General features: G+C 69.1%; 19 protein-coding genes and 2 pseudogenes. 5 read left to right on the forward strand and 16 right to left on the reverse strand.

What is annotated here, in order from left to right; translation table 11 throughout:
* Position 1 precedes the first annotated feature (1 nt).
* From AQJ46_RS42520 to AQJ46_RS42535, 4 genes are all read right to left on the reverse strand, one after another.
* Positions 2 to 985, reverse strand: a complete 984-nt coding sequence (locus AQJ46_RS42520) for a hypothetical protein (protein ID WP_059210707.1) — start codon at positions 983 to 985, stop codon at positions 2 to 4.
* 32 nt (positions 986 to 1017) lie between these two features.
* Positions 1018 to 1761: a dienelactone hydrolase family protein gene (locus AQJ46_RS42525; RefSeq protein ID WP_059210708.1), complete on the reverse strand. Its 744-nt coding sequence runs from the start codon at positions 1759 to 1761 to the stop codon at positions 1018 to 1020.
* A 62-nt stretch (positions 1762 to 1823) separates the two neighbouring features.
* Entirely contained in the window at positions 1824 to 2534 is a 711-nt protein-coding gene (locus AQJ46_RS42530) for a class II aldolase/adducin family protein (RefSeq protein ID WP_059210709.1), read from the reverse strand.
* Complete coding sequence (locus AQJ46_RS42535; protein ID WP_059210710.1) at positions 2531 to 3508, reverse strand: TAXI family TRAP transporter solute-binding subunit; 978 nt, start codon at positions 3506 to 3508, stop codon at positions 2531 to 2533. Before AQJ46_RS42535 ends, AQJ46_RS42530 begins: the two co-directional genes overlap by 4 nt.
* A 211-nt stretch (positions 3509 to 3719) precedes the next feature.
* Here AQJ46_RS42535 and AQJ46_RS42540 point away from each other — a divergent pair, with 211 nt between their 5' ends.
* From AQJ46_RS42540 to AQJ46_RS42550, 3 genes are all read left to right on the forward strand, one after another.
* Positions 3720 to 4175 carry a MarR family winged helix-turn-helix transcriptional regulator gene (locus tag AQJ46_RS42540; protein WP_059210711.1) on the forward strand — a complete coding sequence of 152 codons (456 nt, stop codon included), beginning with the start codon at positions 3720 to 3722 and terminating at the stop codon, positions 4173 to 4175.
* A gap of 106 nt (positions 4176 to 4281) precedes the next feature.
* Entirely contained in the window at positions 4282 to 4602 is a 321-nt protein-coding gene (locus tag AQJ46_RS55700; RefSeq protein ID WP_159064148.1) for a hypothetical protein, read from the forward strand.
* Positions 4572 to 5642, forward strand: coding sequence for a DUF3533 domain-containing protein (locus tag AQJ46_RS42550; RefSeq protein WP_059210713.1), 1071 nt, complete (start codon positions 4572 to 4574; stop codon positions 5640 to 5642). Before AQJ46_RS55700 ends, AQJ46_RS42550 begins: the two co-directional genes overlap by 31 nt.
* A gap of 180 nt (positions 5643 to 5822) precedes the next feature.
* Here AQJ46_RS42550 and AQJ46_RS57740 read toward each other — a convergent pair whose 3' ends face one another.
* From AQJ46_RS57740 to AQJ46_RS42575, 4 genes are all read right to left on the reverse strand, one after another.
* Positions 5823 to 5990: a hypothetical protein gene (locus AQJ46_RS57740; protein WP_159064149.1), complete on the reverse strand. Its 168-nt coding sequence runs from the start codon at positions 5988 to 5990 to the stop codon at positions 5823 to 5825.
* Positions 5991 to 6656: 666 nt separating this feature from the next.
* Entirely contained in the window at positions 6657 to 7874 is a 1218-nt protein-coding gene (locus tag AQJ46_RS42560) for an AAA domain-containing protein (RefSeq protein WP_318656738.1), read from the reverse strand.
* A protein-coding gene (locus AQJ46_RS42565) for an IS3 family transposase (RefSeq protein WP_107117432.1) occupies positions 7828 to 9080 on the reverse strand; the annotation gives its coding sequence in 2 pieces (ribosomal slippage) (positions 7828 to 8798 and positions 8798 to 9080; 1254 coding nt in all). Before AQJ46_RS42565 ends, AQJ46_RS42560 begins: the two co-directional genes overlap by 47 nt.
* A 93-nt stretch (positions 9081 to 9173) precedes the next feature.
* Positions 9174 to 10388 (reverse strand): IS110 family RNA-guided transposase, encoded by a 1215-nt coding sequence (locus tag AQJ46_RS42575; RefSeq protein WP_263972900.1) that lies wholly within the window; start codon positions 10386 to 10388, stop codon positions 9174 to 9176.
* Positions 10389 to 10787: 399 nt separating this feature from the next.
* Here AQJ46_RS42575 and AQJ46_RS42585 point away from each other — a divergent pair.
* Positions 10788 to 11932: pseudogene (locus AQJ46_RS42585) on the forward strand (IS3 family transposase).
* Between the two features lie 64 nt (positions 11933 to 11996).
* On the opposite strand, the gene AQJ46_RS57745 reads toward AQJ46_RS42585, so the two are convergent.
* The 8 genes and pseudogenes from AQJ46_RS57745 to AQJ46_RS42620 all read right to left on the reverse strand — a co-directional run bounded on the left by AQJ46_RS57745 (position 11997) and on the right by AQJ46_RS42620 (position 20804).
* Positions 11997 to 12290: an alpha-amylase family protein gene (locus AQJ46_RS57745; protein ID WP_059210718.1), complete on the reverse strand. Its 294-nt coding sequence runs from the start codon at positions 12288 to 12290 to the stop codon at positions 11997 to 11999.
* 82 nt (positions 12291 to 12372) lie between these two features.
* Entirely contained in the window at positions 12373 to 12498 is a 126-nt protein-coding gene (locus AQJ46_RS58585; protein WP_263972901.1) for a hypothetical protein, read from the reverse strand.
* A 62-nt stretch (positions 12499 to 12560) separates the two neighbouring features.
* Positions 12561 to 13946 carry a glycoside hydrolase family 43 protein gene (locus tag AQJ46_RS42595; protein ID WP_059210719.1) on the reverse strand — a complete coding sequence of 462 codons (1386 nt, stop codon included), beginning with the start codon at positions 13944 to 13946 and terminating at the stop codon, positions 12561 to 12563.
* Between the two features lie 474 nt (positions 13947 to 14420).
* Positions 14421 to 15071, reverse strand: coding sequence for a hypothetical protein (locus AQJ46_RS42600; protein ID WP_059210720.1), 651 nt, complete (start codon positions 15069 to 15071; stop codon positions 14421 to 14423).
* A 455-nt stretch (positions 15072 to 15526) separates the two neighbouring features.
* A complete protein-coding gene (locus AQJ46_RS57750) occupies positions 15527 to 15736 on the reverse strand; it encodes a polysaccharide deacetylase family protein (RefSeq protein ID WP_059210721.1) in 210 nt (69 codons plus the stop codon).
* A gap of 75 nt (positions 15737 to 15811) precedes the next feature.
* Positions 15812 to 16331, reverse strand: a pseudogene (locus AQJ46_RS59170) (polysaccharide deacetylase family protein); the annotation flags it as partial.
* A 112-nt stretch (positions 16332 to 16443) separates the two neighbouring features.
* A complete protein-coding gene (locus AQJ46_RS42615; protein ID WP_059210723.1) occupies positions 16444 to 16962 on the reverse strand; it encodes a hypothetical protein in 519 nt (172 codons plus the stop codon).
* A gap of 122 nt (positions 16963 to 17084) precedes the next feature.
* Positions 17085 to 20804: an nSTAND1 domain-containing NTPase gene (locus AQJ46_RS42620; RefSeq protein WP_059210724.1), complete on the reverse strand. Its 3720-nt coding sequence runs from the start codon at positions 20802 to 20804 to the stop codon at positions 17085 to 17087.
* A 420-nt stretch (positions 20805 to 21224) separates the two neighbouring features.
* Here AQJ46_RS42620 and AQJ46_RS42625 point away from each other — a divergent pair, with 420 nt between their 5' ends.
* Positions 21225 to 22568, forward strand: coding sequence for an IS630 family transposase (locus AQJ46_RS42625; RefSeq protein ID WP_167368258.1), 1344 nt, complete (start codon positions 21225 to 21227; stop codon positions 22566 to 22568).
* The last annotated feature ends 31 nt before the right edge of the window (positions 22569 to 22599 follow it).

The following is a 22599-nucleotide window of genomic DNA, read 5'->3' on the forward strand; positions in this document are numbered from 1 at the left end:
TTCAGTGCTGCAGCACGGCCAGGCGTTCTGGGGTGTACGGCTCGGCGGTCCTGGTCGTCTCGGCGATCTGCGGGAGCTCGCGGTCGGCAAACAGGGCGATGTGCTCGCTGGCCTCGGCGCACACGCTGGTGTACGCGATACCGAGCGGGATCCGGACGAAGTCGCCCGGCCCCAGCTCGGCGATGCCGCGCTGGCTGACCAGAGTGCGGCGGCCGCTGATCTGGTACTGAATCTCGTCGGCGTCCAGGGTGCGCCGGTAGACACGCTCGCTCTCGGGCCGCAGCCGCACGGAACCCAGGCGGAAGCCGGCGGAGCGATACAGCCAGGTCATGCCGACTTCGTCGGGCCCGGTGAGGACAGTGAGGCGTTCCTTCTCGGCGTGTACCTGTTCCAGCAGTCGCCGTTCGTCGACGGGGGCGACGGTGATGTCATGGCCGGGCGTGCCCATGCACTGGGTGACTGCCTCGTTGAGGTTGCCCGGTTCCCAGCCGGGGAAGGGCGGGAACACCGCTTCGGAGCGCCGGAGTGGGGCGCGTTCCTCCCTGACGGGAGCGGGCGTGTAGAAGAGCAGGTGGCTCTCGCGCCGCCCGTAGTTGTCGTGGGCGACACCGCGGGGCAGCCGGGAGAACTCCCCGGACCGGTGCTCGACGACCCCTAGTTCGGTCATCAGGGTGCGCTCGCCGGCGATCTGATAGGAGATCTCGTCGACGTCGCAGTTGCGGTGGTAGAAGGGCTGCCGGTTGTCCATCGTCTGCCATTCGACGCGGACCTGGGCGCTCTCGTAGACGCCGCGCGGCGGGGCGAACGGCACGGACTCGTACGCCTGGGGGAAGTGCACCACGCTCAGCGGCTCGTGATCCCTCCAGAGCTTCACCGGGAAGGGGTTGGGGTGCGGAGGGGACAGCAGAAGGTGCTCGTCCCGCTCGATCGTGCGGGAGGGTTCGTCGGAGCAGACGACCGCGACGACTTCGGTGACAGTACCCATGAAACGTCCTTGTTTCGTCGGGAGGAAAGTGGTCAGGAGGCTGCGGGCAGGTACTCGTCGAGGAAGGCGTGGGTGCGCTGCCAGGCGGTCTTGGCGCTGTCCTCGACGTACATGTGCGGGCGGGCGTCGCAGGCAAAGGCGTGCCCGGCGCCTTCGTATACGTAGCTCTCGAAGTGGACGTCCGCGGCGGTGAGGGCTTCCGAGATGGCCGCTACCTGGTCGCTGGGGATGGTGGGGTCCTGGGCGCCGACGTGGAGCATCATGGGGGCGTCGATGTTCGCGGCCCGGTCCAGGACCGCGTGCGGTCCGGCCGCGATGCCCGGGCCGTAGAAGACGACGGTGGCGCCGAGGCCGCGGATGCCGGTGGCGGCGGTGAAGGCGGCGCGGCCGCCGAAGCAGAACCCGTGGATCGCTGTGCGGGAGGCGGGCACGTTCTCCTTCTCGGCGAGGTGCGTCAGGACGGCTTCGACGTCGGTGACGATCGCGTCCGGCCCGATGGCACCGATCAGCGGCATGGCCTCGGCGTGCTGCTCGTAGGCGAGGGTGCCGACACCGTTGCGGTGGAACAGGTCCGGGGCCAGGGCGAGGAAGCCGCGCGCGGCGTAGCGGCGCGCGATGTCCTGGATGTGGTCGTTGACCCCGAACGCCTCCTGCAGGACGACCACAGCCCGGTTCGTGGGCTGGGCGGGCCGCGCGACGAAGACGCGCATCGGTCCGTCCCCGGTGGAGACCGTGGTCCAGTCGGTGGCTGCGGCGGAGTTGGGCTGGTCGCTCATGGCGCGAATCCTTTGCTGTGATCTGGTGGGAACGGTGCGACAGGGACGCACCCGCTGAAAGGTCAGGAAATGACGTCGAGCGTGGCGGCCGCCTGCCGGACGAGATAGCGGTAACCGGCCTCCAGCTGGCTGTCGGGCCAGCACTGGGCACGTTTGGCGCGGGCCTCTGTCGCGTCGGAGTGGATGACCGTCTGACCGGCCGCCTGGGCCCGCAGCTGGATGGCGCAGGCGCTGTCGAGCAGTACGGCGTGCATGACGGCCGCCGCGGCGGAGTGTCCGGCGGCCACGAGCCCGTGCTTGGGCATGAGGGCGGCGGGGGCCTCACCAAGAGCCGTGGCGAGCTTTTCTCCCAGCTCGGGAGTACTGACGAGCCCTCCTGTCTCCCTGAACCTCGGCACATCCTCGCCCCCGAACAGGGCGCCCTCGTGGGAAATCGGCAGGAGGGGCACATCGAGGGCGGCGAACGCGATGGCCGACACCGCGTGGGTGTGCACGCTGCAGTGCGCTTCCGGGCGAGCGCGCAGCACCTCGAGGTGGATGTGGCACTCCTTGTGCGGAGTCCCGTCGCCGATGAGCACCTCGGCGTCGTACGAGACGAGCTGCAGCCGGTCGTCGCGGACTTCTTCCAGGCCCCAGCCCGGGGCCTTGATCCAGATGCCACGGCCGTCCGGGTCGCGCACGGCGGCGTGCCCCCAGACCATGTCGCCCTGGCCGGCCGCGGCCAGAGCATGGGAGGCTTCCACGGCGAGCCTGCGGGCCTGGGCGGGTGTCATGCGGTGGGCAGGGCGTCGTAGTAGCGGGCGGCGCCGGGGTGCAGGGGGATCGTGGTCCTGCCCATGGTGACGGGGTCGAGCGGGTAGGTGATGGGGCTGCGTTCCGGAGCCAGGTGCCGGTACTGCCCCTCGATGAGGTGCCGCGTCTCCCCCAGCACCCACGCGATGGCGTAGGCCACGTCCTCGGCCAGGTCGGCGCGGGTACACACGAGGAAGTCCGAGAAGTCGAGGGTCTTGAAGGACGTCCGGCCGGGGAAGTACTCGTCGTCGACGACTGCCGCGGGCCAGCCGAAGTCGTCATGGAGGCTGTCCAGGACGTCGTCCTCGACTTCGAGGAAGTTGAAATGGCGGCCGATCTCCTGCCACGCGGGCAGCATGACGGCCTCATGGACGATGGCGTTCGCCCGTCCCTCCGTCGCATGGTCCAACGACTCGAACGGCCGCTCGTCCTCGAGCAGTTCGCCGCCCCAGCCGACCACGTCGACGCCCGCACGCGTCAGCAGTTCATGGGCGGCCAACCCCACGTGGTTGACACCGTCGTGGACAGAGGTCGCGAGCCGCAGGGCAGGCTTGCTCTGCCGCAGCTCGGCGAAAGTGGTGACGCCGAGGTCCTTGTGCACGGCCACGACCAGGCGGTCCCGCTGCGGCACCACACCGAGAGCGCGCAGCTCCGGGAAGGACTCGTCCGCGTAGACGCCACGGCCGTCGAGCGCCGCGGCGGCGAAGGCGGCCGGCGTGGTGAGGGCGACCTGCACCTCTCCCCGTCCCACGGCCCGTACCGCGTCACTGAAGCCCCTGCTGTTCCACGTGGCGATCCGCGTGTGGGGCCCGCAGCGGTCCGCGAGCTCCTGGGCGATCCATCCACAGACCCGGTGCAGGTTCGCGGTGCCCCAGTCGCCGCGCAGATGCAGGGTGAGAGAGCGTTCGATCTTCGGTTCGGCCGGGCGGCCGGTCGAAGCTTCAGAGGGACTCATGACGGCTCCAGTCCTGAATAAGAGGACTCGTGTCCTGCTTTACGGTCAGCATAGAAGGCGAAACGCCAAGATGCGAGAGAGGCGGTGTGTAAATCTAGGGCTATACCTCTAGCATTAGAGTCATCCTCTTCACCTTCTCCCGTCAAGCCGCCCGCAGTCGACCGCGGCCCGACCGTCAATACGGCTCTAGCTTTAGAGGTATGGTGGCTGCGTGAGCGAGCGAGAGCCCGAACGGCTACCCGATGACCTGATCCGCCTCGCGTGGACGCTGCACCGGGCACTCCGCCAGCGCCAGACGCCGCCGACCGGCCAGTCAGTCCGCCCGCTCGCCCAAGTGGAGGTCCTGCGCCTCATCGACAGCCGGCCGGGGATCAGTGTCCGCGAGATCGCCACCGCCCTGAGTATGCAACCTAACAACGTGAGCACCCTTGTCACCCAGCTGACCCGCGACGGCTTCATCGACCGCCGCCCCAGCGCACACGACCGACGGTTCGTGGAGCTGCACCCCACCGGAAAGATGATCACCGCCGGCGGTGAAGTGAACGAGAGCCTGAGCAAGGCGATCGCGGAGGCTCTGCAGCAGCTACCGGCCGGGGCCGAGCAGCGCATCAGTGCCGCACTGCCTGACCTGTGGGAACTTGCGCGCACCTTGGCGCCGACCCCGTAGGTGACGCTGCCCACCCCGCAGCAACACCCCGTGCCTGGTCAGACCTAATGACTCTAACCCTAGAGCTATGCAGATATAGCTTCCTCTGCCACCAGGGAATCATCCAATGCCCTCTGCTTCTCCTGACCACTCCGCGGTCACCACAGCCGCACGCCTACTCCGTACCCCTCAGGTGTGGCTCGTCCCGGCGGGACTCCTCACCCTCGCGCTCTGCCTCATCACCCTGCTCTTCAACGGCAGCGTCGCCAATCCCGGCGCCGACCTCAGAGACGCCCCGATCGGCCTGGTCAGCTTGGACAAGGGCGTCTCCACCAAGGAGGCCGGGCACCAGAACGTAGGACGGCAGGTCGCGGCAGGCATCGCCGCACAGCCGCAGAAGCCTCACAAGTCGGTGGAGTGGAGACCTTCACCTCCCTCGCCGAGGTGAAGCAGGCGATCGGACGAAACGAGCTGTTCGCGGCCGTCGTCCTGCCGCAGGACTACAGCACCAAAATGCTCGGCCTCCTGGGCACCGCCCCGCAGAAGCCGACGGTCACGGTTCTCACCAACCACGGTGCGGGGTCCATGGCTTCCTCGATCGGTGAACAGATCGCCGAAAGTGCCGTCCGTGGTGCCTCGTCGGGAGCCGCGACGGGAATCCTGCAGCAGTCGCAGAAGGCAGGAGCCTCGGTGCCGGCCGCGAACCAGACGCTCCTGCGGGACCCGGTCTCCGTCACCACACAGGCCGGAGCGCCCCTCGGTGACCGCACGGGCCAGGGCATGACCGCGTTCTTCTACGCGCTGCTGCTGATGATGTCCGGCTTCCTCGGAGCCAATCTCATCCACGGAACGACCGACTCCGCACTCGGCTACAGCGCGAACGAGTTGGGCCCCAAGAGGCACCTGGCCCTGCCGCAGCACATCAACCGGCGCCAGACCCTCCTGGCCAAGTACCTCATCATGGTCGGCGCATCCGCCGTCATGTCCGCCGCCATCCTGGCTGTGTCCACGTTCGCTCTCCACCTCGACCTGCCGCATTCACTGCTGCTCTGGGTGTTCGGCACCGCTGCGGCCTCCGCGGTGGGCATCGGCACCCTCACCGTGCTGGCCGCCCTCGGCGGACCGGGCATCGTCGCCGCGATGATCTTCTTCGTCGCGGCCGCGATCCCCACCTCGGGTGGTGCCATCCCCTTGCAGGCGATGCCCCCGTTCTGGCAGTTCCTGGCCCAGTTCGAGCCACAGCGGGCCATCTCCGACGGAACACGCGCCATCATGTACTTCGACGCACAGGCCGCCGCGGGGCTCGACCGTGCCTGGATCACGCTGGGCGCCGGCCTCCTGGCCAGTCTGCTGATCGGCTTCGGCGTGACCTGGCTCTACGACCGCAAGGGCTGGCACCGGATCCACCCCCACACGCTCACCCGCCTGCGCCAGTTCCTTCACCAAGACCACGACGCAGCTCGTGCCACCAGCACGACAACCGCCTGATCACCAGAATCCCCACGCCGCATGGAGCGTGGGGCGGTCGTCGGGGAGCAGGGGACGGCACTCCCGGCGGCCACAGCCGACCCTCCAGAGGGTCGGCGAGTGATGCAGTCCCAGCCGACGAGCTCGGCTGGGACTGCGTTCTTCCATCGCCAGCTCCTTGCTTGTCGTCTGGATGTTCGGCTAGGCGGTGGGGCGTGGACTGCTTGCGGCGAGGTCGTTGAGGGCGCCGTTCACGACGTACCAGGAGACGTTGAGGGTGTCGCGGTCGGGGATGTGGGCTTCGCGGTACTCGCGGTGGGGGTGGACGAAGTTGCGGTAGTCGCGCAGGGCGTGGCTGAAGTTCGTCACGTCCGCGTCGATTCAGCCCGCGTCGTGACAGATGTCGATCAGCTCTCCGAGGCTGATCTTCTCGGCGCCCTTCCTGCCCAGCAGTGTGGCGTCCCGTTCCTGGACGGGCGCCTTCGAGGAGGCTGCCGAGCATGATCACGGCGGCGACGTGGGCGCCGTTGGCGAAGCAGGTGCGTGCCTCGTCGAGGCGGCGCCCGAGCAGGGTGGCCATGCGGGGGTCGCCGATGATGTCGGACATGGTGGCCTTGAGTTCGACCGGGGCGTGCTGGCCGGGGTGGGCGAGTGCGGGGTCGCAGGGCAGGAGGCGTGGTCTGCCGCCGGGGTTTTCCAGGCGGAGTCCTTCGTGGACGAGGAAGGTGTTGACGGCCGTGAGGACCTTCGGGAGCTGGTCGGGTTCGTCGTAGTACTCGCGTGCGTCGGCGAGCCGGAGGAGGACCTTCTCCAGTTCGCTGGGTTGGGTACGGCGTTCCAGGAGGCGGTCGAGAGTCCATTCGGCGCGGGACTCTCCGTCGAAGTCCGGTACGTCGCGCCAGCCGGCGTTCTCAAGGAACTGGGCGATCTCGAACGCTCTGCGGTAGAAGAGGTGGTCGTCGCCGCAGATGACGCGAGCGAGCTCCTTGAGCGTGTTGGTGTCCAGCAGACCCGACAGGGCTCCCGGGGCGTGGGTCATGCGAAAAGCTCCATGTCGTCGTTCGTGCGGGGGGCGCTGTCCGGTTCTACGTCGTCCTCGACCTCTGCGGCCGCCAGGTGCTGTCCGTCGGCGTCGGACGTCTCGTCGGTGTCGCTGTCGTCCGGTCCGTCCGGCAGAGCGAGCGGGGTCCAGGGCGCAGCGTCGGTGGGTGTGGTGGCGGGGCGGGAGTAGTCGGCCGGGCGGATGTCCAGGCGGTCCAGTTCGTCCCACAGGCCGCTCAGTGCCTCGTCCGCGTCGAAGCGGAACTCGCTTTCCCGTACGCGCCAGAAGCGCCAGCCCACCCGGCGCAGCTCACGGTCGCGCTGGTGGTCCCTTTCGATCTGCTCGCGTGTGGTGTGGTGGAAGTAGTCGCCGTCGCACTCCACGGCGAGTCGTCCCCGGGCGCCGACGACGACCAGGTCGATGTGCTTGGTGCCGGCGGGGTACTGGGGCAGGACGTGGTAGCCGCGTTCCTTCAGCTTCAGATAGACCTCCTGCTCGAACAGCGACTGGAACGCGGCGTTGCGCACACCTGGCCGGACGGGGCCGATGTCGTGGCCCGCGGCGAGTGCCGCGGGCGGGTTGTCCATGTACGTCAGCAGGTTGAATCGCAGATCGTTCGACCTCAGGCGGTCGGGCGGCACGGAGTAGAAGAGCCACATCTGGTCCTGGGCACGGCTGGCCGCGACGTTGTACGCCTGCTGCTCGCTGCGGGGGCCGCCGGCGACGCGCGGTGGATCGGTGACGACCATCGACAGGAGGATGACGTGCCGCTCGTCGCCCTGGAAGGACGCCGCGTTGCCCACCCGGATGCGGTGGTGCTCACGAGTGGTCGCCGAGATCCGCTTCTCGATCAGGGTCTGCAGGAGTTTGGTCTGCCCGAAGCCCTGCAGCACGATCACCCCGATCGTCTTGTCCTGGTAGGCCGGGTCGGCAGTCAGCCGTTCCAGGGTGTCGACGATCGCTTCCGCTTCCTTGGGGTTGTGGATGCGGCCTTCCCGGCCCACGGTCGCGGCGTCCTCGACGTAGGTGGTGCGCAGCGGTTCCAGCCGCTCGCCGCCGTACTGCCGCAGTGGGAGGAGTTTGTTGTCGTAGAAGGTGCTGGACGACCAGTTGATGGTCTCCGGTACGCAGCGGAAGTGAACCGCCCCGGGTTCGGTAGAGATCTCAGATTGTGGTTGTGACCTGGGGTTTCGTGGATTCCATGTAGTGATTGGCCTCGTACTCGACGGGAGGAACGTGGCCTATCTCACCGTGGAGGCGCCGGTGGTTGTACCAGTCGACCCACTCGGCGGTGGCCAACTCGACCTGGGAGAGCGACTTCCAGGGCCGCTTGGGTTTGATCAACTCGGTCTTGTACAGACCGATCGTCGACTCCATCAGGGCGTTCTCGTACGCGTCCCCGACTGATCCGATACTCGCGGCGATGCCGGCCGCGTCGAGGTGTTCGGCGAGGCGGAACGACGTGTACTGCGACCCGGCATCGGAGTGGTGGATCAGCTGCCCGGGAGTGTGCGGGCGGTCCTCGCGGTCGCGCTGCCACAGGGCCATCTCCAGTGCATCCAGGACAAGTTGGGTTTCCTTGGATGTGGAGGCAGACCAGCCGACGATGCGCCGGGAGAAGGTATCCACGACGAAAGAGACGTAGACGACACCGTTCCAGGCGGCGACGTGCGTGAAGTCGGCGACCCAGCAGCGGTTCGGGGCACGGGCGACGAAGTCGCGGTCGAGAAGGTCCGGAGCCCGCCCGGCGGCCGGATCGCTGATCGTCGTGATCACCTTCTTGCCGCGGACGGCGCCGGTGATGCCGAGTTCGCGCATCAGACGCTCGACGGTGCAGCGGGCCACCGTATGTCCCTGCCGGTTCAGCTCGCGCCAGATCTTCCGGGCCCCGTACACACGGTAGTTGGACGTGTAGACCTCCTGGATCCGCTCTCTGAGTTCCTCATCGCGCACGGAACGGGCGGAGGGAGTTTCAAGGCGTTTCTTGTGGGCGTAATACGTGGAAGGGGCGATCTTGCAGTCGTGCTCGGTGAGCGTCCTGCAGATCGGCTCGACGCCGCCGAAGCGGTCCCGGTGCTCGTCGATGAACGCTACGAGCGTGTGTGTGGCCGGTCGAGCTCGGCCGCGAAGAAACTCGCCGCGGCCTTCAGGATCTCATTCGCCCGCTTGAGTTCGGCGTTCTCCTTCTTCAACGCCTTGAGCTGGGCGGACTCCTCCGTCGTCGTCCCCGGACGCTGGCCGCCGTCGATCTCATGCTGCTTCACCCAGTTCCGCAGCGTCTCGCGGGAGCCGATGCCGAGCTTCTCTGCCACCGCCTGCAGGGCGGCCGTCTCGTTCGGGTAGTCGTCGCGCACCTCGGCGACCATGCGCACCGCACGACGGCGGAGCTCAAGCGGGTAACGGGAAGGTCGTGCCATGACTCGATCCTGAACGGAAAATCCCGGGTTCCCGGGGCAGGCAGGAGCGTCCGGGCGGCATCTGTCGGACGGTGAGTGGGACGGGAGTGGCGGTCAGGCAGCGGGAGTGAGCGTGACCTGGTGGCCGAGAGCGGTCAACTGGCGGACGAGATCACGGGTTCGGCGGGCCGGGTCGTGCAGGTGTTGGTGGTGGTCGGGACCATGGTCGTGATAGGAGCTGTCCGGATCGGCGAGCAGGTGCCAGACGATGACCAGGATCGAGCGCGCGACCGCGACGAGTGCCTTCTTGTGTCCGCGGCGCTTGACGATTCTTCGGTAGCGGGCGCCCAGGAAGGTGTCGGTGCGCGAGGCGGCCATGGCCGCCTCGCCGAGGGCGCCCTTGAGCCAGGGGTTGCCTTTGCCGGTCCGGCCCGGCGCGGTCTTGGCACCGGACTGGACGGTGCGCGGGCACAGCTTCGCCCAGGACGCCAGATGGTCCGCGGTGGGGAAGATGCGGATGTCCGGGCCGAGTTCGGCGAGCAGGATCTGCGCGGTGGCCGGCCCGACGCCGGGAATGGCGTCCAGCCGTTGCACCAGGCCCGGTGCGGGACGGTCCTCGCCGCCGTCGGGGCCGGGCAGGTCCTCGATCGCGTGCGTGATCCGGGCGGACAGTTTCTCGATCTGGACGGTGAGGTGGTCGATGGTGTCCAGCAGGGTCCGGTACATGAAGGCGTGGTGTTCTTCGAACTGCCCGGTCAGGGCCTGAGCGAGGGCGTTCTTCTTGCCGGCCATCCGGCCGCGGGCCATCTGGGCCAGCAGGCGCGGATCGCGTTCTCCGGAGATCATCGCCTCCATCATGGCCCGTCCGGAGACCCCGAAGATGTCGGTGGCCACGGTAGACAGCTTGACCTGGGCGTCCTCCAGGAGCTTCTCGACGCGCTGCTTGTGCCGGGTGCGCTCCTCGGTCAGCACGGTGCGGGTGCGCGTCAGGTCCCGCAGCTGCCGCACGGGCTTGGGCGGCACGAACGAGGGCCGCAGCATGCCCCGTTCCGTCAGCTTCGCCAGCCACACCGCGTCCAGCTTGTCGGTCTTGGGCCGCCCCGGCACGTTCTTCACATCGCGGGCGTTGACCAGCCAGCACTCCAGCCCGCGGGCCTCCAGAAGGAAGAAGAACGGCTTCCAGTACGCGCCGGTGGCCTCCATCACCACCCGGGTCACCCCCTGGCACAGCAAACGGTCGCCGAGTTCGAGGATTGCGTTCGTGGTCGCGACGACGCTCCAGACCTCCTGCACCCGGCGGCCTTCGCGCCGCTCGTGCGGCAGGCGCATGCACACCATTCCCGACGCCTTGGCCAGTCGATCGCGGCCACCCGTTCCACCAGTTCCTCGGTTCGATCGATCTCTCCGCTCTCCACGGCCACCCCTTTCCGCTCGCACCGGCAGGTGGCGGCCGCCCAGGAGCGGGAGGGGACAGCGGGAGTCTGAACGGCGTGCTCGAAGGCAACAGTGCACAACCCCTCGGGCCGGCTCCGGCATCAGACTTTCACGCGGGCTCGTCAGGCCCAAGGCTCGACCGACGTCAAGGGGCGGCCGCCACCCCCAATTTTCACGGCCGCAGGGCGTCACCGCAGGGAGATGAGGACTTTCATGAAATCGAGTGGTATGCCCCGGTTCTAATGGAGTCGGGTTGCTGGACAATTGACGATCCAGCAGCCTTCGGAGGCCGTGATGCCCCGCAGCTATCCGCCCGAGTTCCGCCGCAAGGTCCTCGATCTCGTCGCATCCGGAAGGAAGGTCGCCGAGGTAGCCCAGCTCCTTGGCATCAGCGATCAGACGATCTACGTCTGGCGGCGCCAACACCTCATCGACACCGGACAGTTGCCCGGCACGAACAGCAGCGAGCTGTCCGAACTGGCTGCGGCCCGCAAGCGTATCGCCGAGCTGGAGGCCGAGTTGGCCATCCACCGGCGAGCTGCCGAACTGCTGGGTGAGGTGACGTCCCCAAAAGGCGGTTCGAAGCCATCCGCGTGATGGCCCGTGAACACCTGCCAGTGCAGCTGGCCTGCCGAGTGCTGCACGTTGCGGAGTCCGGTTACTACGCCTGGCGGGACCGGCCGCCATCGAACCGCCTGGTCAAGCACGCCTGGCTGACCGAGGCCATCGTGGGCATCCACGCCGCCTCCCGGGGCACCTACGGCTCCCGCCGGGTGCACGCCGAACTCGGCCTGGGCCTGCGCATCCATGTCAGCCACGGCACTGTTGAGCTGCTGATGCAGCGCGCCGGCCTGCACGGTCTGCCCGGCAACCGACGCCCCCGCGCCAAGCACGTGACCCCATCCGTCGCCGATCTGGTGGAGCGGAACTTCACTCGTCACGCCCGGGACCAGCTATGGGTCACGGACATCACCGAGCACCCCACCTTTGAGGGCAAGGTGTACTGCGCGGTCGTCCTGGACACGTTCTCGCGGCGTGTGGTGGGCTGGTCGATCGACGCCTCACCCACCGCGGCGCTGACCACCAACGCCCTGGCCATGGCCATCGGCAACCGTTCCCCGCGGCCGGGTGGCACCATCATCCACTCCGATCACGGAGTGCAGTTCGGGTCCTGGGCGTTCACCCAGCGCGCGAGGGCCTCCGGCCTGCTGCCCTCGATGGGCTCCATCGGGGACTGCGTGGACAACGCGATGATGGAGTCCTTCTGGGCCCGGGTCCAGGTCGAACTGCTCAACCGCAGACGGTGGCGGACCCGCCTGGAGCTGTCCACCGCGCTCTTCGAGTACCTGGAAATCTTCCATAACCGACAGCGCAGGCACTCCGCGCTGGGCATGCTCAGCCCGGTGGAGTACGAACTCCGCACCCCGCCAGTAGCCTGAAACCAAGCAACTCGACTCCACCCAACTCGGGGCAGTCCGGAGTCTCCATTCGAGCCGGGGCGGTTCACCCCCGTCGGCTCCCCGGTTGGCGGGAGGCGTACGCGACGGTCTGTCGCGTGATGTCCCCGCCGGGCCGACATCGAAGCAGGCTGATGGTGGTGGGCCAGTAGTAGCCGCAGCCCTGCTGGCCGGCATCGGTGCAGATGCCGGCCTCAGGCATTGCTTGGATGTGGTCGGCGACGGCCTTCATGCCGCCCGGCCACAGGGCTTCGTCGAAGGTGATGGTGCCGTCGGCGTTGCGGTCGCCCTGCGGCCAGCCGTCGTCGTGGCTGATGTACGCGTAGCCGGCCGCGGCCATTCAGAGGAGAACCAGGCGTCCGTCTGCTGCTTGATGGCGTCGAAGTCGATGCTGCCGACGGAGCTGTTCCAGGAGGCCGAGCCTATCGGCGGCGGGGTGGCCCGATCTGGCCGGTGCTGACGAGGGTCGGCTCGGCGGACAGCGGTGGCGCCGGCTCGTGGCCGGCCAGGGGTGTCAGGCCGGCCAGGCCGAGGGCGAGGAGGCGCACGGTGATGCGTCCGGCCCGGTTCCGCGCGGAGGTGTACTACGAGGCAGGGGTGCCTCTCAAGGTCAGTACCCGACCCGGAATGTCGCGTCCTGCCGGTCCGTGGTGGTGGAGATCGTGCCGATGCTCAGCACGAAGTTCGCGTGGCGAATGTAGCGGTTCGGGTAGTTGTATGACCGGAACGACGCCCAGCTCTCGTCCGCCAGGCCCGGTGTACGGTAGAAGGTCGCGTCGGCGGCGAATCCCGACGTGCCGTCGTTCACGTCCACTTGGAGCGCGTACTTGTAGTGCCGCAGGTAACGGCTCGGGTAGTTGACCGACCGGAAGGAGACCCCGGAGCTGTCGGCGAGCCCCGGGACCAGGGTCCACTGCGAGTCCGTGTACGGCGTGATCGGGTACTCGTCGATCCGGCCCACGAAGTTGGCGTGGCGGATGTAACGGTTCGGGTAGTTGTACGACTTGAGCCGGTTCCAGGTCGGGGTGCCCCACTTCGCGAGCAGGTTGTCGTACTCGGTCGTGGTGATCGTCGTGATGCCGCAGTGCTTGGAGTTGACCGGCTGGGTGTAGGTCCTCTGGTCGAGGGGAGCCCAGGTGGCCGAGGCGAGGTCGGTGGACTGCCAGGCGTAGAAGACGCCGTTGGGCCTGTAGTTGTCGCCCCACAGGTACCAGGTGTTGGATGTCAGGGACTTGACCACGGTCGGGGCTTCGGTGTTGCCGTTGTGTGACGCGCCTTCGTTGGCGCTGAACTCGGTGAAGCTGCCCGGGTCCAGGGAGGTGGACCGGGCTGCCACCAGCTTGTCGACCTTCTTGAAGAAGAGGTAGTTGTAGCCGCCCACGCTCAGGGCCATGTCGCCGTCGATGACTTCGTATCCGGGGTCGAAGAACACCTGCGGGGCGGAGGCGGTGACGAAGTCGCTGGTGTAGTTGACCATGATCACGTTGTGGCCGCTGGAGTTCACCGAGGAGTAGATGACTGCGTACTGGCCGCGGCCGGCGTCCCAGAACGCCTCGGGCGCCCAGCTGTGGGTCTCCATGTCGTGCAGCTTCATGCGCCGGTAGCCGGTGAAGGTGCGCAGGTCGGCGGAGTCCCAGACGTGGATGTACTGGCTGTTGTAGCTCCAGTTGGTGCCCTTGAGGTCGGTGGCGAGCACGACGAACGTGCCGTCCTGCTTGCGCAGGACGAACGGGTCGCGCAGGCCGACGGCGCCCTCGGTGGGGGAGGCCACGGCGTTGTTCTGGTTGAGCGGCATCCACTCGAGCGCGTCGGTGCTGACGGCCAGGTGCAGGTTGTAGTCGGTGCCGCTGCCGCGGTTGTTCGTCTCGGTGAAGTACACCATCGCGTACGCCGAGTCGGCCGCGTGGGCGGTCCCCGAGCCGAGGGTCAGGGCGAGCGGGACGGCGGCGGACATGCCCAGAAGGGCTCGACGGGACAGATGCGGGTTTGTACTCATCTTGTGCTCCGATGCGATGTGCGGGGTCCGAAATTGCCGATATTTCGAACAAAGTTCGGAAAATCGATCAGAATGTAGGGTCTTGCCATAGGAGCGTCAACCGTCCTGACATGCTCTTTGTGATTCCTGTGTCGCAGCGTGCGAACCGGCGGGGCCCGGGATCCACTTGTGTCGATCAGCGCCTACACCCCGGCGGGACAGAGGTGTGTTCCGGCGGGGACCGCTGAGGGCCGGGCCTCGTTGATGTTGTGGACGAGGTTGCCGGCCAGCGGGAGGTTGGCCCTGCCCCAGTCGGTGTTGGACAGCTTGGTCTGCAGTCGCTGCTCATCCGGTCCAGAGTGACCAGGCCCGGCTTGTCCCAGCCGCCGTCGCTCCAGGCCTCCGGCAGCTCGCCACAGCGGCGGAAGGGCGGAGATCCTGCCCCTCGCCGAGCACCGGCCAGAGACAGGGCCTCCGCTGCTCAGGGGCGACAGGTCACCAGTGGATGTGGAAGGTCCCGTAGTCCCGCACCTTGATGTTGTCCGCCCAGGAGCCCCACCTCTTGTTGGGATCCCAGCGGAACGCCTTTACATTTGACCTCGGGCAGCGGCTCTCCTGCGCCGGCGCGTTGATGTAGGCGCCGACGAAGTCACCGCTCCGCCACCGGCGCTCGACCACGCTGATGGGCCGGGCGAACTGGCCCGGCTTGTAGAAGACCCCGGACGTATAGGTCATCGTGGTGGAGGAGCTCCGGTTGTACCCCCCGACGATCGACGCCATCGCGGTGAACGGCTCCTTCTTCGCCTCGCCCCCGATGGTCATCCCGATCGACCACTGGTACGACGTCGTCTTGCTGACGGCCTTGGTGTACGAGCAGTTTGCCGCGGCGTTCCACGGGCACCTTTCTTCCGGCCCGCGCCATACCCAGTCCTGCCAGGTATTGGCAGCCTGCTGACGCGCTACGGCCTTGGTGATCCTGTTGAACCTCGTGTCCGCGGCCTTCCTGATGTCCGGCCCGTTGTTGTTGAGGCAGACGATGACTTCCGCCGCCGAGGCCTGGCCGGACCCGGTGAAGAGCAAGAGGGGTGCCAGAACGGCCACGGCGAGGGGCGACCATCGACGGAGCAGGTTCCGCTTGGGCCGCATGGTGGATTCGCCACTTCTTCGGGCACGGCGTTGCACGAGCATTGCCACTCCTGTGTGTCTGGGCGTCAGCGCACTTCCAGTGGGCTCTTGCTGCTGACGCAGCTGGATCTGCGGCCGAAGGTGCCACCCAGCAGGTTGTTCAGCACCCCCTGTCATCAGGGTGAACAATCCCGTGTACTGGGTGGGCTCCCGGATTTGACAGGCGGGGGCACTTGCTTCGCAGGGGCGGACTGGAGGGGCTCGCTCGGCAGGCACTCGTCTCCGCCTCACCGAGCAGCACACCTGTCGCGATGGCGAAGGCGGGCGGCATGCCGATCACTACGGTGACGAGCCGAGAAGTCACGTACGAGAAGTGCGGCGTGCTGAGGGCGCCGATCTTGGCGTCGCCGAAATGCGCTTCGACGGGGGCAGCTTCACCAAGCGCCTGCAGCCGCCCAGCGCAACTTGTCCCTCGCTCACATGGTGGCCCGAAGGTGGCTGACGGTGACGAAGTGGTAGCCGCGGGCGGTGAGGGTACGTAGGATCTCGGGGATGGCGGCGACCGACGTGGCGTGGATGTCGTGCATGAGGACGACGTCGTTGCGCTTCACCTTGGCGACGACGCTCTGGGCGATCTTCGTGGCGTCGGGGTACTTCCAATCCTCGGTGTCCAGGGTCCACAGCACGGGGGAGAGCTCGGTGGCGCCGCGGACGGTGCTGTTGATGGCGCCGTAGGGCGGGCGGAAGAGGGTGGGGGTCTTGCCGGTCGCGGCCTTGATCGCGGCGCTGGTGTGGTTCAGCTGGTAGGTGACCTGCTCGGGGGTGAGTTTGGTCGGGGTGGCTCCAGGAGTGGTTGCCCACCTCGTGGCCGGCGCGGGCCTCGGCGCGCACCAGTTCGGCGTGGGCGGCGACGTTCTGGCCGACCACGAAGAAGGTGGCCCGGGCGCGGTATTGCGCGAGGTACGTCAGCAGGGTCGCGGTCTCCGGGACGGCGGGGCCGTCGTCGAAGGTCAGGGCGACGCAGTGGACCTTGGCGCAGTCGGTGTCGTCGTCATCGGAGGCCGTGTGCGTCGGCACGGCGGGCGTCGGCGTCGCGCTCGCCCCGAGGTCGAGTGCGCGGGACGGCTGTTCGGTCTGCTGCTGGGTGCGCTTGCCGAAGCCGGACAGCCAGGGGGTGACCGTCGCCTTGGAGAAGGCCACGACGTAGCGGCCGGCGGGGGCGGCGCCGACCTGGTCCCGGTCGAAGGTCACCCGCAGTCCGCCGTCGGCGGAGAAGGCCATGTCGTCCAGGATGGCGAGGAGGTTCGACCGGTCGGCGAACGCCTCGTCCACCGTGGCGGCGTCTGTGCCGTCCCGTCCCTTGAGCTGCTTCTTCAAGGCGGCGACGAAGTCGTCACGGGAGCCGTCTGCGACGAGTGCGAGCGCGGTGCGGTACACGCCCGCCTTGCCGTCGTACCAGTAGGTGCGGGTGCTCAGTCCGTCCCCTGCCGAGGTGGTCCTGCGTGGTGGTCCGGACGCCGAGGACGTCCCCGGAGGCGACCAGGAACTGGTGGCTGATGTTGAGTTCGCGGCCGTCGCCGGCCGTGGTCGCGTCGTCGCAGCCGGAGCGGAAGGTCGCCAGGCGCTGCTCCACGTCCTTCTTCATCGCGTCCGTCGTCGCGGTCGCGCCGGGCACGTCCGGGTAGCTGGTCGCGAAGGGGCAGGAGCTGTTCTCGCTGCTGTCGTTGACGATCCGCAGCCCTTTGATCTTCGAGGGATCCACGGCCCGCGCCGGCGAGGCGGCGGAGGACGGTCCGGGCCGCGCTCCGGCGGTCGCGGAGTCCGATGCCCCGGAGGATCCGGACGAGCAGGCCGCCGTCAGCGAGAGCGAGCCGAGCAGCAGGAGGGCGGGGAACAGGAGGCGTGTGCGCATGGGACCAGAACCTGGTTTAGGGGGCTTATCGGGCTCCGATCGTCCAGGTCAGGGGTGTTTTTCAGCGACCGTCGCGGTCACTGTGAACAAAAAGGTCCCGCTCTTCGCGTGCGCTTCGCCGCTCAGCGTGTCGTGGGGCACACCTGTCGGTACGGCGCGTCGGGGACGTACGTCCGCCACTGCGCCTTGGTGAGTCCTCCGCCGGACCGGTCGCACAGGAGGCGGGCGACCTCGTCCGGGCCGACCGGGTGGCGCTGGAGCAGCACGTACGGGCCGCCGGCGTAGAGGGTGGCGCCGTCGTGGGTGAAGGCGAGGGTGTCGACTTCGTCGCCGGGTGTGGGCAGGTCGCTGCCGAGGAGCCGTTGTCCGGCGGTGTCCCACAGGCGCAGGGTGCCGTTGTGGCCGCCCACGGCGAGGGTGGCGCCGTCGGGGGAGAAGGCGAGCGCGTCCACGGCCTCGGGTTCGCCGCGCGAGACGGTGTCGGAGGTGCCGGTCAGGATGCCCAGACGGTGGCGGAGTTCTCCGTCCCACAGGGTCACGTGCCCGGTGGAGTCGCCGACGGCGAGTCGGGTGCCGTCGGGGCTGAAGGCCAGCGCGGTGACCTGCTGGCCGTCGGCCAGGGCGCGCCCGCTCACGCGACCGGAGGGCAGCTCGGCGTACCGGTCGGCGGAGCCGGCGACCAGCCGGCCGTCGGGCCGCAGGGCGAGCCTGCCCGCGTCGAGGCCGCCCAGGGTGGCCGTGCGGCGGTGGGCAGCGGTGTCCCAGACCTCGGCCGTGCTGCCGCCGCTGGTGGAGCGCGCGGCCAGCAGCGTCCGGCCGCCGGAACCGAGGGCGAGCGCGGAGACCATGCGGTCCGCCGCACCGGATGTCTCGAACGACGTACGGACCCGGTGCGCGGGGACGTCCCAGACGCTGAAGCGCTGCCGCAGGGAGCCGTGCGAGGAGACCGTGTCGGCGACGGCGAGGGACCGGCCGTCCGGACTGAAGGCAAACTGCGGGGGCCCTTCGTCGCCGTCGGTCGGCAGGGGGCCGAGCGTGGTGTGGGAGAGGACCGTCCCGGTGCGGGTGGAGCGGAGTTCGAAGCGGTATCCGGTGCCGGAGCGGGTGGCGGTGGCCAGAACGGTGCCGTCCGGGCCGAGGGCGGTCGTGTCGGCCGGGGTGCTCTGCCAGTGGGCTTCCATGCGGTCGCTCAAGTCGTAGGTGCGGACCGTGGCGCCGTCGAGGTAGCGCAGCGTCCGACCCCTGCCCGAGGTCCAGGTCAGCCCTCTCACCTCGGCGCCGGCCAGCGGCGTATGGAAAACCCGCCAGCCGCCTCCGGTCAGCTGCCACACGGCGATCTCCTGGTCGTCCACCGTGGCCAGGAACCGCCCGTCCGGGGAGAGGGCGGCATCGGTGAATCCGGTGACGCCGCCGCTGTCGAAGGCGGCGACCTCCCGTCCGCCGGTGACGTCCCAGACCGTGACCGCGGTCCCGAAGACGGCGGCCAGGCGCCGTCTGTCCCCGCTGAACCGCAGCAGACGGGAGCCGCCGTCAGCCCCGGAGCCGGTGCCGCAGACGGTGCCGCCCGCCTTCTCCCAGTCGCCCGTCAGCCGCCTGCCGTGGACGGTGTCCCACACCTGGGGCGAGCCGTCGGCAGGGCACAGGGCGAGCAGGCGGCCGTCCGGGCCGAACGCGGCTGTGGTGAGGTCGCGCGGCATGTTCGTGGTGAACACAACCTTGCCGTCCCCGGTCCGGTACACCCGCACCGGGCCCGGACCGTCCGGCGGCCGGGTGGCGTAGGCGCTGCCATCGGGCGCTGCCCAGTACGGCGCGTCGCCCAGCTGGGCGACCGGTTCGCGTGCGGCGAGATTCCACAGCTCGTTGCCGTCCTGACCCGTGACGACGAGGGAACGGGCGTCGGGACCGGCGTCGGACACCTCCGTGCCGCCGGGCAGTCCGTAGGTGGCGGTGACGCGGTGGTCCGCCACATCCCAGAGCGTCACCTTGGCGCCCGTGACGGTGACGAGGGTGCGGCCCTGAGCGGTGAGGAAACGCCGGCCGCTCTCGCCCGTCTGCGGGTCGGTGAAGGCGTCCCGCTCCGGCCGGGCCAGGGCGTCGAGCAGGGCCGAGCGGGACTCGGTCAGCGGGGCGAGCCGCCAGGCGGCGACGGAGAGCAGGGCGGCCGTGCGGGGGTCGGCGGAGCGCAGGCCGTCGGCCACCCCGGCCAGACGGCGGGCGGCTGCCTTGGCCGCCTCTTCCTCGCCGGTCCGGTTGCTCTGCCAGGCCAGCAGGCCCGCGGCCAGCGCGAGCATGAGGAACGCGGACAGACCCACGGTGAGCAGGCGGGTACGGCGCGCGGTCCGCGTCTCGGTCTCCCGCTCGGCGTCGCGCGCGGCACGGGAGGCGTCGAGGAAGGCCCGCTCCAGCTCGGCCAGGTCGAGGTCGTCGTCGGGCCGCCCGGTGAACAGTTCCTCGGCCTGGGTCAGCCGCGCCCCCCGGTACAGCGCGCCGGCGTCACGGTCCAGCTGCTCCCAGGACCCGGCCGACTCCCCGAGCATCCGCTGCGCGCGCAGCCGCCCGCGGCCCTCCTCGATCCAGCCGGCCAGCCGGGGCCAGCCGGTGATCAGCACCTCGTGGGCCAGCTCGACGGTGTCGCCGTCCAGGGTGACCAGCCGGGCGGCGGCGAGGCGTTCCAGGACGTCCTGCGCGTCGGGCCCCAGCTCGGCCCGGGACGCCGGGCGGCGCGTGTCGGCGGCGCCGTCCCCGGGGGTGATCAGCCGCAGCAGGATGCGGCGGGCGATGCGGGCCTGCTCCGGTGAGAGGTCGCCGTAGACCTGCTCGGCGGTCGCGGCGATCGCACCGTGCACGCCGCCCGCCTCCTCGTACGCGGCGAGGGTGAGGGTACGGCCGCGGCGTCGGCGCCAGGTCTCCAGCAGGGCGTGCGAGAGCATCGGCAGGGCGCCGGGCTGGTCGGTGACCTCGTCGATGACGCGGGCGGTCAGCGCGCGCTCCACGTTCAGACCCTCGGCGGCCGCGGGCTGCGTGATCACGTCCCGCAGCTCGTCCCGGCTCATCGGCCCGACCAGCAGGTTCGCGCGGCTGACCGCTTCGGCCAGCTCCTGGTGGGCGCCGCAGTGGCCGTAGAAGTCGCCGCGTACGGCGATGGCCACGCGCAGCCGGCTCTCGCAGGCATGGGCGCGCAGCAGGAGGTCGAGGAAGCGATCGCGTTCCTCTCGGTCGTGGCAGAGGGTGAACACTTCCTCGAACTGGTCGACGAGCACCCAGGTGTCCAGGTCGCCGTCCTTCGGGAGGAGGGCTTCCTCGTGCGTGTGCGCGGGCTGTTCACCCGGCGTGAGCACGCGGATCACCGCCGGGCGGTCGGCGCGCTGCTCCTGCCGCAGGGCCGGGATCAGCCCGGCCCGCAGCAGCGACGACTTGCCGCTGCCGGAGGGGCCGAACACTGCCGCGAACCGGTGCGCACGCACCAGGCCCAGCAGCTCGCCGACCTGCCTGTCCCGGCCGAAGAACAGGTCGCTGTCACCCGGCTCGAACCGGGCCAGCCCCCGGTACGGGGCCCGCTCCTCGGCCGAGGGCGCCCGCACCTGCGCGTCCGCCTCCTGCCAGCGCCGCTCCCACTCGTCGGGGTCGGCGTCCAGCACCTGGGCGTACGCCCGCACCACCGCGAGCGAGGGCAGCTGGTCGCCGGCCGCCGCCTGGGACAGGGCGGTCGTCGAGTAGCCCGCGCGCTCGGCCATCTCGCGGTACGGCGGCGTGCCCGCCTTCTCCCGCAGCAGGCGCAACTCGTGCGCCAGCCGCTGCACCGGCCCTGCATCCGGGTCCAGCGGCTTCTCGCGTCGTCCCACCGGGCCGTACCTTTCGACCTGCAAAACACGCCAGTGATCGGCGCCCAACCTACGTGCGGCTGCCGAGCAGGGGCAATTCCGGCCCAGTACGCGGACGAGGCACCGACACGGACGTGCCCCCGGCCTGCCGGCCGGGGGCACGTCGCGGAACCGCCGTGAGGCTAGTGCCGCGGCAGGCAACGTTCGCCCCGTCGCGACGCCCGGCACGCGCCCCCACCCTCGAACCGGCTTCGCCCGGCTCGGGCGGGGGGACCCCCTTCGCCGCACCGGCCGAAAGCCCAAGTACGTCCAGTACGAGGACTTCCGGCCGGCACGCCGAGAGCACACACCGGACGCCGCTCCTTGACGGGCAAACGTTGCCTGCCACGGCACTAGTGTGCTGCGCCAGAAATCCTGATGGTTATTTACTACCCTGTTGCCATGTCGCATCCCGGGCCTTCTGCTGTGGAGATCACGCTGTCCGAGGCCGAGCGTGCCGAGTTGGTGCGCCGGACGGAATTGCCGCACCGGCGCTCGGCCGAGAAGGCCCGTATCATCCTGGCGTGCGCTGACGGCATGTCAAACGCGGGGGTGGCGCGGGTCGTCGGTGTTCAGGCCAAGACGGTGGGCAAGTGGCGGCGGGCTTTCGCCGCGGAGCGGATGGCCGGGCTTGAGGACGCCGGCTGGATCGGCCGGCCGAAGGCCGACCTGGTCCTGGAAGAGGCTGAGCGCAGGCAGCTGACGCAGTGGGCGCGGCAGGCGAAGACCGCCCAGTTCCTCGCGCTGCGGGCCAAGATCGTGCTGCGCTGCGCGGAGGGCGGGACGAACCAGCAGGCCGCTGCCGACCTCGGCATCGACAGGTCGACCGTGGACCGCTGGCGGGCCCGGTTCGTTGCCGAACGCCTCGACGGTCTGCACGACGAGCCCCGCTCGGGCCGGCCGCCCTCGGTCCTCCTCGACCGGGTCGAGGAAGTCATCGTGGCCACCCTGGAGTCCACTCCGGGCAGGGACACGCACTGGTCACGGGCCTCGATGGCGCAGCGCACCGGCCTGTCGAAGTCGACCATCGGCCGGATCTGGAAGAAGTTCGACCTCAAGCCCCACCTGCAGGACTCCTTCAAACTGTCCACCGATCCGCGGTTCGTCGCCAAGGTCGTCGACGTCGTCGGCCTGTACCACCACCCGCCCGAGAAGGCGGTCGTGCTCTGTGTGGACGAGAAGTCCCAGATCCAGGCACTGGACCGCTCGCAGCCGGTCCTGCCGATGATGCCGGGCATGCCCGAACGCCGCACCCACGACTACCTGCGGCACGGCATCACCAGCCTGTTCGCCGCCTTCAACATCACTGACGGCACCGTCATATCCCAACTCCACCGCCGCCATCGTGCGATTGAGTTCAAGAAGTTCCTGGTCCGGATCGACAAGGCGGTGCCCACCGGACTCGACGTCCACATCGTCTGCGACAACTACGCCACCCACAACACTGCCGAGATCAAGACGTGGCTGGGCAAACACCCGCGCTTCCACATCCACTTCACCCCCACCGGCTCCTCCTGGATGAACCAGGTCGAGCGGTGGTTCGGCCTGCTGACCGACAAGCTCATCCGCCGCGGCGTCCACAAGTCCGTGAAGGCCCTGGAGAACGACATCACCGCATGGATCGACACCTGGAACGAGAACCCACGGCCCTTCACCTGGACCAAGACCGCCGACGAGATCCTCAACTCCCTCGCCGACTACCTCACCAAGGTCGGAACCGTCAGCCAGAAAACAGAGCAGAACTAACCATCAGGATTTCTGGCGCAGCACACTAGGC

The sequence above is a fragment of the Streptomyces canus genome (genome assembly GCF_001514145.1).
GTDB classification, from domain to species: domain Bacteria; phylum Actinomycetota; class Actinomycetes; order Streptomycetales; family Streptomycetaceae; genus Streptomyces; species Streptomyces canus.

What these genes read in the sequence shown, in the direction of transcription:
- AQJ46_RS42525 (WP_059210708.1), bottom strand. Translation starts at nt 1,761, where the DNA reads ATGAGCGACCAGCCCAACTCCGCCGCAGCCACCGACTGGACCACGGTC.
- AQJ46_RS42520 (WP_059210707.1), bottom strand. Translation starts at nt 985, where the DNA reads ATGGGTACTGTCACCGAAGTCGTCGCGGTCGTCTGCTCCGACGAACCC.
- AQJ46_RS57745 (WP_059210718.1), bottom strand. Translation starts at nt 12,290, where the DNA reads ATGGCCGCGGCCGGCTACGCGTACATCAGCCACGACGACGGCTGGCCG.
- AQJ46_RS42625 (WP_167368258.1), top strand. Translation starts at nt 21,225, where the DNA reads ATGTCGCATCCCGGGCCTTCTGCTGTGGAGATCACGCTGTCCGAGGCC.
- AQJ46_RS55700 (WP_159064148.1), top strand. Translation starts at nt 4,282, where the DNA reads ATGCCCTCTGCTTCTCCTGACCACTCCGCGGTCACCACAGCCGCACGC.
- AQJ46_RS42595 (WP_059210719.1), bottom strand. Translation starts at nt 13,946, where the DNA reads ATGAGTACAAACCCGCATCTGTCCCGTCGAGCCCTTCTGGGCATGTCC.
- AQJ46_RS42535 (WP_059210710.1), bottom strand. Translation starts at nt 3,508, where the DNA reads ATGAGTCCCTCTGAAGCTTCGACCGGCCGCCCGGCCGAACCGAAGATC.
- AQJ46_RS42530 (WP_059210709.1), bottom strand. Translation starts at nt 2,534, where the DNA reads ATGACACCCGCCCAGGCCCGCAGGCTCGCCGTGGAAGCCTCCCATGCT.
- AQJ46_RS42615 (WP_059210723.1), bottom strand. Translation starts at nt 16,962, where the DNA reads ATGCGCACACGCCTCCTGTTCCCCGCCCTCCTGCTGCTCGGCTCGCTC.
- AQJ46_RS42575 (WP_263972900.1), bottom strand. Translation starts at nt 10,388, where the DNA reads ATGCGCCTGCCGCACGAGCGGCGCGAAGGCCGCCGGGTGCAGGAGGTC.
- AQJ46_RS42600 (WP_059210720.1), bottom strand. Translation starts at nt 15,071, where the DNA reads ATGCGGCCCAAGCGGAACCTGCTCCGTCGATGGTCGCCCCTCGCCGTG.